The following is a 16,189-nucleotide window of genomic DNA, read 5'->3' as shown; positions in this document are numbered from 1 at the left end:
AAGGGGAAGGTATTCCCGTTGCAGAACAGTCGCGAATTTTTGCACCTTTTTACCGCGTTGATCCTTCCCGCACTCGCGCAACTGGGGGGATGGGTTTGGGTTTATCTATAGTTAAAGGCTTAGTAGAAAACATGAATGGTATGGTTGCAGTGCAGTCAGAACCAGGAAAAGGTAGCACTTTTACTTTAAAATTACCCACCATAGGAGCAAAAAGATGATGGCACATATTCTGCTGGTAGAAGATGAAGTTAAACTGGCGCGATTTGTCGAATTAGAACTGAGTAGTGAAGGCTACAAAGTGAGTGTCGCCCATGATGGTATTTCTGGTTTGACCTTAGCACGGGAGTCATCACCAGATTTAGTAGTCTTAGATTGGATGTTACCAGGACTCACCGGATTAGAACTGTGTCGCCGTTTGCGTACCACTGGCAGCAAAATTCCAGTAATATTGTTGACAGCCAAAGATGAAGTAAGCGATCGCGTAGCTGGATTAGATGCAGGCGCAGATGATTATGTCGTCAAACCATTTAGTATTGAAGAACTCTTAGCCAGAATTCGCGCCCACCTGCGTCGCACCCAAGAAACAGATAATGATTTATTACAGTTTGAAGACTTAAGTTTAAATCGTCGCACCCGTGAAGTATTTCGCGGTAAACGGTTAATTGAGCTAACAGCGAAAGAGTTTGATTTATTAGAATATCTGCTTTCCCATCCCCGACAAGTATTTACAAGAGACCAAATTTTAGAAAAAGTTTGGGGTTATGACTTCATGGGTGATTCTAATATTATTGAAGTTTATATTCGTTATTTGCGGCTGAAGTTAGAAGAAAATAACGAGAAACGTTTAGTGCATACAGTCCGTGGTGTAGGTTATGCGCTACGGGAGTAATCTGGAAAATCTAAATTTTAAACAAAAAAGATTAAGGCACAACAAAGCATAAAAATTTTAAATATGCAAATCAACTTCAAATTAGCAGACAACAATGATATAGATAAACTGTTGCAGTTCATCCAAAAACTTTACGAAGTAGACGGTAGTATTGCTTTTAATGCTGTCGTTGCTCGTCAGGCATTAATAAAACTTCTTAGTGATGAATTAATGGGTCGAATCTGGTTAATTCAAGACCAAAATTCCAGCGTTGGTTATGTGATTATCACATTCAGCTACAGCTTGGAATATGGAGGAAAAGATGCTTTCATTGATGAACTGTACATTGATAAAGATTACCAACGTCAAGGCATAGGTAAGCAAACAATCAAATTTCTGGAAGAGGTTTGTATCTCTCTTAATGTTCGAGCATTACATCTAGAAGTAGAAAAAGAAAATACTTCGGCTCAAAGCTTTTATCACCAAGTTGGATTTGTAGATCATAACCGCTATCTGATGACAAAATACATAAATTAGTCCTTGCTAAAAACTCAGTCGTAAAGTCAATGTAGTAAAGTTGTCAATCAAAGATGTTTTTCTCGCGATGCAACAGGACTTTGAAAACAAAACTAACAAGTATGATGTAGTTATTGTCTCGCCGCAATAGAAGTTTAACAATACTACTGCTCAAACTTTGATTGCTCAATGCAATACAGAAATCAATTTTTACCCCCCAATGAAATATTGCGGATGATGCTCACAATTTCAATAGGGTCTAGCCGCTTAGTAAAATCTGGATTAACAAAAGCGTAAACGACTCTTCCTTCTGGAGAAATTACATAGGTGGCTGAGATAGGTAACTCAAAAGTTTCATCACCATTGTATTTAGGTAAAACATGACCTAATTCTTGAAATGTTGGTCTTAAATATTCCGGCATTTGAAATACAATGCCAAACTGACGAGCCACATTATTCTTGCGATCGCTTAATACTTCATACTTAATTTCATGTTCTTCGACAGTTAATTTAGTATGCTCAACAGTTTGGGGAGAAATAGCAACTAATGACGCACCTAATCCCTGAATTGCAGGTAATGCTTTCTGGAGTGCGGCTAGTTCCAAGCCACAAAAAGGACACCAATGACCCCGAAAAAAAGAAATCACTACAACGCCGTTAGCTATTAACTTTTGTAATTCTACCGACTGACCAAAACCATTAGGCAAAACAAAGTTAGGGACAACATCACCTAATTTTAAACTTTGTTCAGCAATTCCTGAAGCAATTAGTTCATTAATAGATTTAACGATTAATGAATCTGCTTGACTAGAAATCGTGCCAGTTTCTAAAAGCCGATGCTTCATTTGTTGGAGAGATTCTGCGAAATTCATGGTGATTTAACTGCCTATTGCTTCAACGCCTATATCTACTTTTTTAATAGTTACTTGAGAAATATAGTGGCAGTAAAATCACGGAAAATTCAGATTTTACATCTCATCCGTCGATGCAGTTAGACTATAGTCAGCCGATGCTTGCTGACGACGGCGGCTCATTTTCTGCTCGTAAGCATCGTAAGTAATACACATCCAAATTAAAGTCATAAATAGGATGTTTTTGTTAAAACTTTCTGCACCATTAGGGAACAAAGTCCCAGCAGGGATAATACCAAAAGCCAAAACAATGCTAAAGGTCATGAGTATTAGTAATAATCCTGTCCACCTTACCCAATAGTTAAGAGCAAATAACGCACCTAAAACAATCTCTGCTAAAGGTAGTAACCAGCCGTAAGGAATAGCAATAAACCAAGGTAATGGCCCTACACCCTCCCATCCCGGCGGAATTCCAGGGCCGATAATTTGCAGTTTCCAAGTGATGACTGTTTGGTAGAAGCCGTTAGGAACGCTGAAGTTAAGATAATTAGCAATACCGGAAATGAAAAAGAAAACGCCCATTGTGACGCGATTGACAACATATGCTGTGCGGAGGTTGAGTAGGTAGTTCATAGTTGGATTCCAAAAGATAAAGATTTTTCACCGAAGGCGCAAAAACACAAAGAAATAAGAGAATTTATCGAGTAGGGGGTGTCAGTTGATTTAATAATGTTGGGATACCTGACCAACTGAAATTTTGTTGAAATTGGGTAGGTTGGGCAGCACGCCAAACTAGGGGAGTAGCTAAAATCATTGCAGCCGCAGTAGTCGCCATTCCCGCTAAAAACGGCGTTTGTCCGAGTTGCATATGGGTAATGGAGCGATCGCGTTGAAATAATTCATCAGTCAGCCATTCTGCTGTCACTTTGCGATTATGAGCAGCATTCGGTAAAAGTTGTAAATAGGCTGCTTCGCGAATTAAATGGCCGGCTTGTCCTGTGATTTGGACTTTGTTGAATAAATTCGCCACACTTTCATTGAGTCCCAATTTCATCAAAGTACCGCGCATCGAGATTTGCACAGAAACACTAGGCTTACTTTCAATCATGCGCTTGAGATTTTGGGCGATCGCAATTCCTTGTTGATAGGCGACTTGTGCTGTCGGTGGTTGGGGATTGTCGCTAGCAGTTGCACAGTCTCCCGCCGCAAACACTTCGGGAAAGTCTGGTAGTTGTAAAGTCGGTGTCACCAATAGTCGTCCCCGATTGTTGGGGACTGGTAACTCCATCAACAAAGGATGGGGTGCAGTTCCCGCAGTCCAAGCAATGGTTCCCGCTTGTAATACCTTGGTTTGACCGTTTTGTTTGTACTCTACGCCATCGGCTGTAATTTGGGTAACGGCTGCATCAAATACAAAATCTACAGGAATCACACGATTTTTCAAGGCGCGTTGAGCCATACAGCGTAGATGACTATTAACATCACCTTTAAGGATTTCTCGACTCCGGTTAATTAGAACAACTTGCACCTCAGCCGCGTCACCGCCTAATTCGTCATACCAAATCGGTAATAAATCTGCTAAGGTACAAGCCAATTCAATACCGGCTGGCCCCGCACCGATGATGGCGACAGTCAACAGCAATCGCCGACGAGCAACATCTTGAGTTTGAATAGCTTGATATAGTCTGTGGCGTAAATGTTTGCGGAGTGCGATCGCCTGTTCTCCAGATGTCAACGGCATAGCATATTCTGCTGCACCTGGAGTATTAAAGTACGTAGTTTTACTACCTAATGCTAGAACTAAATGACTATAGTTAAATTTTTGACCAGAATCTAGACTTACCTGTTGCTGATGTAGGTCAATGGCTTGCACTGTATCTTGTACAAAGTTGACATGACTACCTGCCAAAAGGTCTTTGTACTTAGGATAAACTTGTTCACAACGTAATTCGCCGCTTAATAGTTCATATAGTAGTGGTTTAAAAGTGAAGCGATCGCGCTGTTCAATTAAAATAATCGGATGCGAGTAGTTTTGCTGGCTTAAGTATAAAGCTGTAAACAGCCCAGCGAAGCCACCACCCAGGATGACTGTAGGATGAGATGCTTGCCGCATAGGTGTATAAGTTGCTTTTGTGAGTTGTTCTTAGTATCGCGGCACTCAGCAACTTTCAAGTGATGCAAAGCTAAAGCTTGGCTGAGAAATTCAAGGGAATTTGCAACGAAATTTTCACCACTTTCTCAGCAATAACTCAGGTTGTGAAATTAAGGTTGCCCCTTTGAGCCAGTCAAGCATTACAAGGGAAAAACTCATAAAGAAGACCAGCAATTTCTAACTAAAGCTGACACATTAACATTAATCCTATATTCTGTGACTTACTATACTCTAGCCAATGAATGTTTACTGAAGTACACTTGAATTATTGAGTCTCTTGTTTTTGAAAATTATCTTAATTTAATTTGTAACTTTAAAGGTAACTCAATGACAGACACAAAGAATATTTTGAAAATAGTAAATGCTTCGGGTTTTGCTTTTCAACTACATATAGAAAACACCATCAGGAACACCAATAATATACATTTTTGGGAGGTAATATCTAGTGAACACCTATGGAGATCAGAAGAGACAGGACGCGACGGCTTTATTGATATCATTCTGGGTAGCCCAAGTCATGCAGATTATAGAGCCGTTATTGAATGTAAGAGAACTCAAGATGCTAATTGGGTTTTTCTGATAACTAACCAACAAGAACAGCTAACTCAGTCCAGTATCTTACTCTACACGAAAGCATTTCAATATCAAAACCTAGCAGAATATTACAAATTTTCGGTAGTTCCTTCCTCTGTAGAGAGTAACTTTTGTGCAATTAGAGGTAGCGATGAAAAGGACAAACCCATGCTAGAACGTATATCTACTCACTTAATTGAGTCAGTTGAGTGTTTAGCAAACCAAGAATTAAATCTGAAAAATGATCTACGTGGAAGTGTGGCTGTCTACTTTCCAATTATAGTTACTAACGCCAATCTATTTACCTGTTCCTTTAACCCCAGTGCAGTTAACTCTAATACAGGGATGCTGGAATTAGATCAAGTGGAATTACAACCAGTAGATTTTATAAGATTCAGAAAAACATTATCTAGCCAATTTGAGTTATATTCAGAAGTAAATTCATATTCAAACTTGCCTGGATACAGCGACTCACAAAGCCTAAAGCAACTTAATCAAGCTAATGAGCGTACAGTATTCGTAGTCAGATCAACAGCGATAATTAATTTTCTTAGGGATTTTTCTATACAAGGACGCTATCCAGAACTAATAAACAGGATAAATAATTATGGCAACCCAACACAATAATCTCTTGTTATGAAAAATCTTGATATAATCCTTTCTAACATTGAACTGATTTATTCTTAACCGTTTTCCTGAATTTATGTAAGTAAAAACTGATGTAGTTAGCAATGCTCAAATGACAGCAATGACACTTGAGGAAGCTAGTTTATTTACCCACTAACTCACAGAAATTAATATGGATTTTAAGGATGATAATATTTATATTTTTTAAAAGCTTGAATTTCTCCTTTGCGATTAAATGCCATAACAGTAAATGAGTCTTTTTCATTGCCTAATTCCATACCTGGGGAACCTACAGGCATTCCAGGAACGGCTAACCCTGCAAGTTGTGGCGTTTGTTGAAGGAAACGCTTGATATCATCGGCGGGAATATGTCCTTCCATGACATAGCCATCGATAATTGCTGTGTGACAAGATGCTAATTCTGGGGGCAAATTGTATTTTTCTTTAATTGCGTCTATGTCGTCAGTTTTGATATCTGCTTGGATGTTGAATCCTTGCTTTTGAATGTGGTCTAACCAATTACCACAACAACTACAACTGGGACTGCGATAAACTTTTACTTGTGGTGTTACTAAAGTTTCAGCAATGGCAGATGAAGCATTAGTTACTGTAATCAACCCCATCACAATCATCATCACTAGCAAGAATGAAAGTAATAGTTTTCGCATGATTAATACCTCTCTTATAGGAATTATTATGTAAAGTGAAAATTACTCGTCAGACTAATTAATACTGATATAAATATAAATATCAATCTAAATAAGATTAAATTGCGATCGCACCCTGTTGTTTAGGTACAAATCTTTATTCCTCACAATCCTCATGAATCCATTCCCTTGCAGCTTTTTCGGCTGTATGGGGCGTGAAGTAGATTTTCCGTTCTCCAAACACCGCACCACCTATAGTTAAGACTCGAAACTGCCAACAGTCATCTGTAGCAAAAACCAATAACGTTGCACCTTCAATACCAATAAGCTGGTGAATTTTGACTTGCTTATTTATCATTATTACTCAGCCATCAATAATTGCTAATGAGACCAATCATTATGGCAAAGCAAATTAGGATTGACGACTGTGGAAAGAGAGAAAATTGTGAACATAGCCAAAAATACCCCTAATACCGAAGTTAGAGGTATTTTTGTTGTAACAGTCAACAGTTAACAAAATTTAAATAGAAAAATACAAGGGGAAGGATTTAGCATCCTTGGGTTTTACATAAACTTTTTGCTGTGCTTCTAACTCTAACTCGTTGAAGCGATCGCGTGTCAAGTGAGCATTCACCACTTGACCATCATCTAATGTTAACTCTACCTGAATTTCCCAGCCCAGGTGAATTAAGCGAGTCACCGTTGCAGGCGCAGTTGTACCATTAGATTGCTTTTGAATTACCACATCTTGGGGCGTAAAAATACCTCTGGGTGTGGTGAATCGAATCCTGTACTTTGGAAATCTTCGATGTGCTAGGTAAGACGTTAACTGGGCCGATAAAACTCATCACAAAAGCACTAGCGGGATTATCATAAATTTCCGCCGGTGTTCCTACTTGTTCGACTCTTCCTTTGTTCATAACCACGACTTTATCAGAAACTTCCATTGCTTCTTCTTGATCATGGGTAACAAAAACTGTAGTGACATGAACTTCATCATGAAGACGACGTAACCAAGCGCGTAAATCTTTACGAACCTTGGCATCTAAAGCCCCAAATGGCTCATCTAATAGTAATACACTCGGTTCTACAGCTAAGGCTCTAGCTAAAGCTACCCGTTGTCTTTGTCCACCAGATAGTTGTGAAGGATAGCGATCGCCTAATCCACTCAACTGCACCAATTCTAACAACTGCTCTACACGCCCCTGCACTTTTTTGGCTGGAGTCTTACGAATTTCTAAACCAAAAGCAATGTTTTGTCGTACGGTGAGATGCTTAAATAGGGCATAGTGTTGAAACACAAACCCAATGTTTCTTTCTTGTACACTTTGATGTGTGGCATCTTTACCTGTGAGAATAATCTTGCCACTATCTGGAGTTTCTAAACCAGCAATTAAACGCAATAAAGTAGATTTACCAGAACCTGAAGGCCCCAATAAAGCCACCAGTGAGCCACTTTCAATCTCTAGACTAACCTCATCAACAGCTTTAAAACTGCCAAACTGCTTGGATACGTTTTCAACTACTATGCCCACAAACTCTGTACCTCTGCAACTCTAAGTACGGATCATTGCTAGGATTACCGTATCTTACATATACCATACTTAACTCTTTTTGGATAAATAAGATTTTGTGCAGGAGTAGTGAGTGCTGAGTGGTGAGTGCTGAGTGGTGAGTGCTGAGTGCAGGAGTAGTGAGTGCTGAGTGCTGAGTGAGGAGTGAGGAGTGGTGAGTGGTATTAGCAGTAGCGCGGCGTTTAGCCAGTGCTGAGTGTTGATCTGATTTTTCACTTCATGTGCAGAAGTCTAAGGAAAATCTAACTTCCGATCCAGAAATTCAAAGTCTCTCTCCTCGCAGGAGAGAGATTTAGAGAGAGGTTTTCCAGATACCGTGAACAGTCAAAGTTTTGATTGCTGTTAGCGGTAGCGCGGCGTTTAGTCGGTGGTGCTATTTAAACTGAACGATTATCGTGTTAGAACATGAAATTTCAATTGACCCAGAAAGTCAACTTTTGCTTTACCTTCTAAACTAAACAGAAACACCTGATAATCTCCCGCGTCTGGAAACTGACAAGAGATTTGAGTCTCCTTAGCTGCGTTCATTTGACTACGACATCTACCAATATCTTGCTGTTGGATTTGTTGATTTTTATCACCTTCTAGGAAATCTCCTGAACTGGGAAAATCCCAAGATGAAGATTCTGTTGTTTGTACTTTAGTAAACAGAGCAACTATCCTCTTCTGATAACTGGGATAAGTGGCAATTTTAATCTCAGCAGTTTTCTGCACCTTGGTTTGATATTCGGTGGGAGAAATTAACGTTAATTTATCGATAGCAAATTGAGGTGTGATAACTGGTTTATTTTCAAAGGTGTTGTAATCTTCTGGATTTTGTAAAAGTTGCCAGTTTAAATGTTTAGGAAAATGACTTATGCTCATTACTTGAGGGGGGATCATCAGGTAGTTTGTGCTGTATGCTGAACCGAATTCACTAGAATTACCATCATCCCAAGTTGTATCAACTAATTGCCAATTATCTAAAATTTTGACGGCATTCCAAGCATGATTAGTCCAGTCATAATCAGAATTTAAGAGTCTAAATAATTTAGGAATTAAGTCTATAGGAGCTAAATCCCGACGAATTTTGCCGCTAACATAGACAACATCTACACCCATGCTTCGACCCAAAGCCATAAATAAATTAGCGTATCCCTCACATACTGCTTTGTGTGTGCGAAATACATTTTGAGCATCTTGAGACGGGCGTATTCCTGTTTTCAGCACATCTAAATCATAGGTGACACGACTAACAACATAGTCATGAATAGCTTTAACTTGTAAGTAGGGATTTGATTCATTTTGAGCAATATATTTAGCAACAGATTCAATAGTTGTTTCTACATTGGCTGGCATATTGGCAACAACTGGATGAATTACCGCCTGATCTTTCCACGGCCAAGGTGAATTTAATGTGGGTGGTGCGGGTTTATGCACTACAAAGTCAATAAAATTATTAATTGGGTAGTGAATCAATGATGGGTTACTTTGATAAATGAGTGCGATTAACAGTAAACCCCAACCTAAAACATATTTTCTTTTTACCTGTTGTAAGCGGCTAAATTGCCAAGATATTGATGTTAATAATGGAGAGTTACGATGTTCTATATCTTGGCGATTTCTAATTAGAAAATTTAATAACCTGAAAACTAAAAACAATCCCAAAATACTCAATGTTAATGTTGCTATTCCAGTGGTTAAGTTACCTGTAAATAGGATAGAAACACCTCGATAAAATGAATACGCCAACCCACTCACTAAAATCAGGAGCAGCAGTATTAATCCCACTCTCCACATCAAGAGTTTTCTTTGTTTCTGCTTCAGCTTCCGAACTTCTTTAAGAAAATTGGCTTCAAGATTGTCAGGCATAATATACCTTAATAGGTAATCAGACTAAGGGTAGTGCTTCGGTCATAATACAAAAAATTATACCTAATAAATCCCTTTTATACCCAAAGTGCTACGCGATTTTAGTTACCACAGCTACCACAATCAGCACTTCCACAATCAAGGGAACCACAATCAAGGGAACCACAATCTGTCAAATCTCCGCAGTCAGGAAAATGACAATCAGCACCACTGCAATCTAAAGAACTGCAATCAGGCAAATCTCCACAATCAACACCACTACAATCCAAGGAACTACAATCAGGTAAGTCTCCACAATCAGTATTAGATGTTTGACCAGAGGGAGGTACTTTTCGCCGTGGGTTTAATGAAGTATCTTCTTCATCTAGGGAAGAATCGTCTGACTCATCTGTCGATTCTGAATCTTCAATTTGTAAACGCGATCGCAATAATAAATTAGCTTGTTTACACTCTTGAAATCGTTGACGAGATTTAACAAGTGCAACACTCAAACCTTCCTCAGAAATCACCCGTTTGATGTACTGCGAGCAAGATTCACCCCCATACAATACTCGATGAGCGCAACTAAAACCCTTATGGGGCGAAAGATATTTCTGATACCCCGTAATTGCAACAGTGCTAAGATTTCTACTCCAAGAATCAAATAAGGAAATGTTCATAGTCAATAGTCAATAGTCAATAGTCAATAGTCATTAGTCATTAGTCATTAGTCAATAGTCATTAGTCACTAGTCAATAGTCATTACTTGTTACTTGTTACTCATTACTCATTACTCATTACTCATTACTCATTACTCAGCACTCAGCACTCAGCACTCATTACTCAGCACTCATTACTCAGCACTCAGCACTCAGCACTTCTCCCCCACGTTTTGTGTCGAAATATTAAGGAATGTTGCATTTATGTCAAAACCTGAAGGGAGAGCGCGAAATCAGCCAAAAGACCGTGGTACGATGCTTTCGGTAAACGGTAAATGTGAAGATTGGGAGAAGACCTTTGACACTACGGGTTGCTGTTGTTGGGTCAGGCCCAGCTGGTTCCTCTGCTGCTGAAACACTAGCAAAGGCTGGGATTGAAACCTACCTGTTTGAGCGTAAGCTCGATAACGCCAAGCCTTGCGGGGGTGCTATACCTCTGTGCATGGTGAGTGAATTTGATCTACCACCAGAAATTATTGATCGTCAAGTGCGGAAGATGAAAATGATTTCACCTTCCAATCGTGAGGTTGATATCAATCTATTAAATCAAGAAGAATATATAGGAATGTGCCGCCGCGAAGTGCTAGATGGCTTCTTGCGGAATCGGGCGGCGAAATTGGGTGCGGTTTTAATTAATGCCACTGTTCATAAAGTAGATATACCATCAAATAACACTGATCCATATACTATTCACTATGTTGATCATAGTGAAGGTGGTGCGACAGGGATTGCTAAAAGCCTGAAAGTGGATTTAATTATCGGGGCGGATGGTGCTAATTCCCGCATAGCTAAAGAAATGGATGCTGGGGATTATAACTATGCGATCGCATTCCAAGAGCGAATTCGTCTGCCTGAAGATAAAATGGCATACTACAACGAACTTGCCGAAATGTACGTTGGTAACGACGTTTCTACAGACTTCTACGCTTGGGTATTCCCCAAATATGACCACGTAGCTGTCGGAACCGGTACCATGCACGTTAACAAAGCCAGCATCAAGCAACTGCAAGCTGGTATTCGCGCCCGTGCTAGCGAAAAATTAGCAGGCGGTAAAATCATCAAAGTAGAAGCCCATCCCATCCCGGAACATCCCCGTCCCCGTCGTGTTGTAGGACGAATTGCCCTAGTGGGAGACGCAGCAGGCTACGTCACCAAGTCTTCTGGTGAAGGTATTTACTTTGCCGCTAAATCTGGACGGATGTGTGCAGAAACCATTGTGGAAGTTTCCCAAAACGGTAGCCGCATCCCCACCGAAAAAGAAATCAAGCTGTATCTCCAACGCTGGGATAAAAAATACGGACTCACTTACAAAGTCCTCGACATCCTGCAAACAGTCTTCTATCGTTCCGACGCAACCCGCGAAGCATTCGTTGAGATGTGCGGTGACTTGGATGTCCAAAAGTTGACTTTTGATAGCTATCTGTATAAAACAGTCGTCCCCGCTAACCCCATCACCCAGTTAAAGATTACCGCCAAAACCATTGGTAGTTTGCTGCGCGGTAACGCTTTAGCACCCTAATGTTAGGGCATGGGGCATGGGGCATTGGGCATTGGGCATTAGGGTACAATTTACCTTGTCCACCTTGTCTATTAATTCCCCATTCCCCATTCCCCATTCCCTAATTTAAATAGCACTCCCTAGATTCTGCCAACAGGGAGTGCTATTTAGTTTCAGCAAGATTTAGCTTTGATGTGTAGCGATGTGTTTGTCAATTTGCGAGTAAAGCTTACCTGTAGGGTAATTAACACAGCGAAGTCTAGACACGCGCAGGGCGACTGCTTGAAGAGTAGAATCTACCGTAATTCCCTACATTGCAAACTGCACCTTCCTCTGTCCCATTGTTCAGGAAATTGAGCAAGATTTCATTCAACTACTGATGTGGTAGCACCCTCACTTGATGGTGGGAGGCTGGGTAGTTCTAGACAGTATCCCGCACCATACACAGTTTTGATATAGCGAGGATGGCGGGGATCAGGTTCTAGCTTGGTTCGGAGGTGACGGATATGCACACGAATTGTCTCTATATCATCGTCAGGGTCATATCCCCAAACTTCTCTGAGGATTTCACTGGGTGAGACGGTTTGACCATGACGTTGCAGCAAACAATGCAGTAATTCAAATTCCAGGTGAGTAAGTTTTACTGTTTGGTGAAACCAAATCGCCTCGAATCTTTCGGGAACTAGGGTTAAAGGGCCATAGTTCAAAATTTCGCTATGTTTTGCAGCTTGAGGAATGCGGTCAGTCCGTCGCAGTAAGGCGCGCACTCGCGCCAGCATTTCTTCTACCTCAAAGGGTTTAGTGAGATAGTCGTCTGCGCCGGCGTTAAAACCTTCTACCTTATCTTGAGTTTGACTAAGGGCAGTCAGCATCAAAACGGGTATTTCGGCTGTACGGTCGTCACGACGTAGGCGTTGACAAACTGTAAAACCATCCACTCTCGGCAACATCAGATCAAGCATGATCAAGTCTGGTTGCAATTGGAGGGCTAGGGCTTGACCTTTAATTCCATCTTCGGCTTGACTTACATCGTAGCCAGCCATTTCCAAGTTGACGGCAACGAGTTCTGAAATTGCTGGGTCATCGTCTATGACAAGAATCCTCGGCATTCTTAAAAAATTATTACTACTTATTAAGGATAAATAAGAACCTTTGGTAGATACAAAGATTTCTGTCTTGATTATAAAAAAGATTTTAAATCTAACATAAACCTTAAAACCAGCAGATTTGTGAAATCAGGAATAAATTACCTGAAATTAGCACTCTAATGTGTTATGCTCCCTACAAATCCTCTGAGTTTGTCCAAAATTGATTGTAAGCTGCCAACGGGGAAATACATAATTCTTAAAACACAATTCTTAATACAAGGGTATTTTGCTAAATTTTAGGCTATCTGAGCAAATGTTCAGATATAACTTTGGCCAGATAACCTGCAAAAATGCTGATCAGAAAATTTTCAACCGTGATGTTATCACATGGTCATAAAATAAGTGAGCGATCGCCTGATAATTCACTGAATCATGAAGCTACATAAACAAAGCCTGCAACAGCAGGCTTAATGTATAAAGTAATCAAATACTGTTTCAATCAGGCTCTCCGAATTTTAGATTTTAAATTTTGGATTTTGGATTGAGGTTTTTTTGGTTTATGCCTTGTAAGACAATGGGCAAGATAAATCTAAAATACTCGCTGTGCTACGTCTGCTAAATTGGCGCAGTTTTTCGCAGAGAAGACAGTCAAGCCAAAATCTCCTAGCACCACACCCGGATTTCTCTCCGAGACGGGGCTAATCTAAAATCTAAAATTGTATTGATTGACTACTAGATAGATGCTGGCTTTTTTTTGATTAATCGGCTTCCTATTGATGCGACAGCCAATAAACCTAAAATTGCTCCAGGTTCAGGAATCAATGTGGCTGTTAACTGACCACCATTATCTAACCGACAATTGGGGAAAGTATCACAAACTTCAGGAGATAGGTCATCTTTCAAGAAAATCCTAGCGGTTTCTAGTCCTTCCTCTGGATTTAGATAGGTGTAGAAATCTAAACCTGAAACTGTGCTGTTGAAGTCAATCCCTAAATCAAAACCGTTGGCTGTATCAAAGTTTCCAGTTTGCAATACTTTTTTGGTAACTGTATCAAAGTTAAAATTAAAACTTGTGTCAGCAGGATTAGGCAAACTGTAATTAAATGCTTGCAAAAGATTGCCATTGGGGTCAAAGAAGGAAATCGCAAACTCACTCAGCTGATCTTTAGAGATGACACTGCCTTGATAAATGTCATCATAGCTGAATTCTCCTGTGGCTGTATAACCTTGATCTCCTCTCCAATCCAGCTTAAATGCAGCAGCATCAGCACTTTCAACATTAAATAAAGCAGCCATTGAGGTAACAGCAATAACGGCTACGTTAGCTGTGATTCGGTTACAAATACTTTTCATTGTCTTGATAATGCTAGTAAATTCTGATGTGGTCGCAAACATCAAGTTTTTTGCTATTTATACACAAAAAACTCTGATTTTGATGACAAAGGTGAGATATAAAAAGCAGATTAATCAATCCAAATAGACACGCAAACTCTCATGGAACAGATGAACAGCAAAATTTGTGCATCATATCCAGATACGTTTTTATTTGTTTATTTGTAATTAAAATTACGCTGAATAGGATTAATTAATCTTTAAATCACCTTTGCGGAAATTCTACCACTAGATTCATTCTGTTCACAGTTTTTATATTTATTTTTTCTAAAACATACAAACGAATAAAATAATTTAGATTGAGTTTTAATATTTGTTAATTTTTACTTAATCTATTATTAAACAAATATTGTGTCCTAATCAATAGATATTAAATAAAACAACAATATTTATAATTTTTACATTTTGCTATGTTTATTAGCATCTATTTTCTGGACTCAAAACTATTAATTAAATCAATCATTACCTCACCTTAATCAAAACTAACTAATTTCTAACTGGCATTTGATGTAACCAAAAAATCCTTATGCAATTATCAAGACGCAAATTTTTTACATTAGCGGGTGCAAGTGCTGCTGGTACTGTGTTGGCTTCTCCCTTAGAAGGTCTGATTGCGAGAAAAGCTTTTGGGCAAGTTGTTGTTAACAAATATGGCAATCTAATTCCAGATACCAATGGTTTGTTAGATTTACCTCATGGATTCCAGTATCGAGTGCTATCTCAAACAGGCACTATCATGGCCGATGGCAATCCAGAACCTGGCGCACATGACGGAATGGCGGCTTTTCGTGGGCCTAGAGGCACAACCATTTTGGTTCGCAACCATGAACTAAGTAATAATTCCGGCACAGAAGTCAGAGTACCAAATCGCTACGATGCTATTTGTAAAGGAGGTACTACAACTCTAGTAGTAGGTTCTGACCGCCGCTTAATCAAACAGTTTGCGTCTTTGGGTGGAACTATTCGTAACTGTGCAGGTGGCCCCACTCCTTGGGGTTCATGGATTACTTGCGAAGAAAACGTAACTGTACCGACTGCAACCAATGGAGTCACCAAATTACACGGTTATAACTTTGAAGTTCCAGCCTCAGCCACCTCTCCTGTAGAGCCGGTGCCTTTAGTCGCTATGGGAAGATTTAATCATGAAGCTGTAGCTGTAGACCCCAAAACTGGTTATGTCTATCAAACTGAAGATACTGGGGATAGTCTTTTCTATCGCTTCATTCCCAAAGTACCTGGAAAGTTAGCCGAAGGTGGCGTACTCCAAGCTTTGGTGATTAATGGCAAACCTCCAGCTATTAACACTAATAATCGCGGTGCAAATAGTGGTCAATTTAAACCTGGCGAAAAATGGTCTGTGAGTTGGGTAACAATTAATGACCCCAACCCAATGACAGATACTGTACGGGTGGAAGGTCGCAACAAAGGTGCAGCTTTATTTGCTCGTGGAGAAGGAATTTGGTATACACAGAAGAATGACAAGAGTGAATTTTACTTCTGCTGTACTAGTGGCGGCCCCGTAAGTGAAGGTCAAGTCTGGCGATACATTGCAGACGATGAAACCATTGAGTTATTTGTTGAGTCTGATTCTATTAGCAAACTTGATATGCCAGACAACATAGTTGTCGCACCTTTTGGTGATTTGATTTTGTGTGAAGATGGTAATGCTGATAACTTGTTTTTAAGAGGTGTAACTCCAAAGGGTGAAGTCTATAACTTCGCTCGTAACGCCCTCAATGGTAGTGAATTTTGTGGGGCTTGCTTCTCACCTGATGGTAAAACTCTATTTGTGAATATTCAGACCCCTGGTATTACTCTTGCTATTTGGGGGCCTTGGTCAAAACCTTAGTGAAC

At 39.8% G+C, this 16,189-nt stretch carries 17 protein-coding genes and 1 pseudogene; 7 read left to right on the top strand and 11 right to left on the bottom strand.

The window, feature by feature from the left end; genetic code table 11:
- From CV014_RS25200 to CV014_RS25190, 3 genes are all read left to right on the top strand, one after another.
- Window positions 1-218, top strand: a 218-nt coding sequence (locus tag CV014_RS25200) for a sensor histidine kinase (RefSeq protein WP_236144521.1), incomplete at its 5' end; no start/stop codon positions are given.
- Window positions 215-889 (top strand): response regulator transcription factor, encoded by a 675-nt coding sequence (locus CV014_RS25195; RefSeq protein WP_236144520.1) that lies wholly within the window; start codon window positions 215-217, stop codon window positions 887-889. The genes CV014_RS25200 and CV014_RS25195, both read left to right, overlap by 4 nt.
- A 63-nt stretch (window positions 890-952) precedes the next feature.
- Window positions 953-1,405, top strand: a complete 453-nt coding sequence (locus tag CV014_RS25190; RefSeq protein WP_236144519.1) for a GNAT family N-acetyltransferase — start codon at window positions 953-955, stop codon at window positions 1,403-1,405.
- Between the two features lie 182 nt (window positions 1,406-1,587).
- Here CV014_RS25190 and CV014_RS25185 read toward each other — a convergent pair whose 3' ends face one another.
- From CV014_RS25185 to CV014_RS25175, 3 genes are all read right to left on the bottom strand, one after another.
- Window positions 1,588-2,256, bottom strand: a complete 669-nt coding sequence (locus CV014_RS25185; protein WP_236144518.1) for a peroxiredoxin-like family protein — start codon at window positions 2,254-2,256, stop codon at window positions 1,588-1,590.
- Between the two features lie 96 nt (window positions 2,257-2,352).
- The gene (locus tag CV014_RS25180; RefSeq protein WP_236144517.1) at window positions 2,353-2,868 is read right to left on the bottom strand and encodes a DoxX family membrane protein; all 516 of its coding nucleotides are present in this window, start codon (window positions 2,866-2,868) and stop codon (window positions 2,353-2,355) included.
- A 64-nt stretch (window positions 2,869-2,932) separates the two neighbouring features.
- On the bottom strand, window positions 2,933-4,348 hold the full coding sequence (locus tag CV014_RS25175) for an NAD(P)/FAD-dependent oxidoreductase (RefSeq protein ID WP_236144516.1): 1,416 nt from the start codon (window positions 4,346-4,348) through the stop codon (window positions 2,933-2,935).
- A gap of 366 nt (window positions 4,349-4,714) precedes the next feature.
- On the opposite strand from CV014_RS25175, the gene CV014_RS25170 reads away from it, so the two are divergent.
- Window positions 4,715-5,587 (top strand): hypothetical protein, encoded by an 873-nt coding sequence (locus CV014_RS25170; RefSeq protein ID WP_236144515.1) that lies wholly within the window; start codon window positions 4,715-4,717, stop codon window positions 5,585-5,587.
- Between the two features lie 179 nt (window positions 5,588-5,766).
- On the opposite strand, the gene CV014_RS25165 is transcribed toward CV014_RS25170, so the two are convergent.
- From CV014_RS25165 to yidD, 6 genes and pseudogenes are all read right to left on the bottom strand, one after another.
- Window positions 5,767-6,255, bottom strand: coding sequence for a DUF411 domain-containing protein (locus CV014_RS25165; protein WP_236144514.1), 489 nt, complete (start codon window positions 6,253-6,255; stop codon window positions 5,767-5,769).
- A gap of 136 nt (window positions 6,256-6,391) precedes the next feature.
- Complete coding sequence (locus CV014_RS25160) at window positions 6,392-6,592, bottom strand: hypothetical protein (RefSeq protein ID WP_236144513.1); 201 nt, start codon at window positions 6,590-6,592, stop codon at window positions 6,392-6,394.
- 162 nt (window positions 6,593-6,754) lie between these two features.
- Window positions 6,755-7,769, bottom strand: a pseudogene (locus CV014_RS25155) (sulfate/molybdate ABC transporter ATP-binding protein).
- Between the two features lie 69 nt (window positions 7,770-7,838).
- Window positions 7,839-8,024, bottom strand: coding sequence for a hypothetical protein (locus CV014_RS25150; RefSeq protein WP_236144512.1), 186 nt, complete (start codon window positions 8,022-8,024; stop codon window positions 7,839-7,841).
- Window positions 8,025-8,198: 174 nt separating this feature from the next.
- The gene (locus CV014_RS25145; protein ID WP_236144511.1) at window positions 8,199-9,659 is read right to left on the bottom strand and encodes a transglutaminase domain-containing protein; all 1,461 of its coding nucleotides are present in this window, start codon (window positions 9,657-9,659) and stop codon (window positions 8,199-8,201) included.
- A 101-nt stretch (window positions 9,660-9,760) separates the two neighbouring features.
- Window positions 9,761-10,318 (bottom strand): membrane protein insertion efficiency factor YidD, encoded by a 558-nt coding sequence (gene yidD, locus CV014_RS25140; protein WP_236144510.1) that lies wholly within the window; start codon window positions 10,316-10,318, stop codon window positions 9,761-9,763.
- Window positions 10,319-10,404: 86 nt separating this feature from the next.
- On the opposite strand from yidD, the gene CV014_RS25135 reads away from it, so the two are divergent.
- Both CV014_RS25135 and chlP read left to right on the top strand, forming a co-directional pair.
- Entirely contained in the window at window positions 10,405-10,575 is a 171-nt protein-coding gene (locus tag CV014_RS25135) for a hypothetical protein (RefSeq protein ID WP_236144509.1), read from the top strand.
- 80 nt (window positions 10,576-10,655) lie between these two features.
- A complete protein-coding gene (gene chlP / locus CV014_RS25130) occupies window positions 10,656-11,876 on the top strand; it encodes a geranylgeranyl reductase (RefSeq protein WP_236144508.1) in 1,221 nt (406 codons plus the stop codon).
- A 344-nt stretch (window positions 11,877-12,220) separates the two neighbouring features.
- On the opposite strand, the gene CV014_RS25125 is transcribed toward chlP, so the two are convergent.
- Window positions 12,221-12,964 (bottom strand): response regulator transcription factor, encoded by a 744-nt coding sequence (locus CV014_RS25125; protein ID WP_236144507.1) that lies wholly within the window; start codon window positions 12,962-12,964, stop codon window positions 12,221-12,223.
- Between the two features lie 711 nt (window positions 12,965-13,675).
- A complete protein-coding gene (locus CV014_RS25120; protein WP_236144506.1) occupies window positions 13,676-14,338 on the bottom strand; it encodes a PEP-CTERM sorting domain-containing protein in 663 nt (220 codons plus the stop codon).
- Between the two features lie 523 nt (window positions 14,339-14,861).
- Here CV014_RS25120 and CV014_RS25115 point away from each other — a divergent pair.
- A complete protein-coding gene (locus CV014_RS25115) occupies window positions 14,862-16,184 on the top strand; it encodes an alkaline phosphatase PhoX (protein ID WP_236144505.1) in 1,323 nt (440 codons plus the stop codon).
- Window positions 16,185-16,189 lie beyond the last annotated feature (5 nt).

It is taken from the genome of Nostoc sp. CMAA1605 (genome assembly GCF_021596505.1).
Taxonomy (GTDB): domain Bacteria; phylum Cyanobacteriota; class Cyanobacteriia; order Cyanobacteriales; family Nostocaceae; genus Trichormus.
This window is presented reverse-complemented; position numbering and strand designations above follow the sequence as displayed.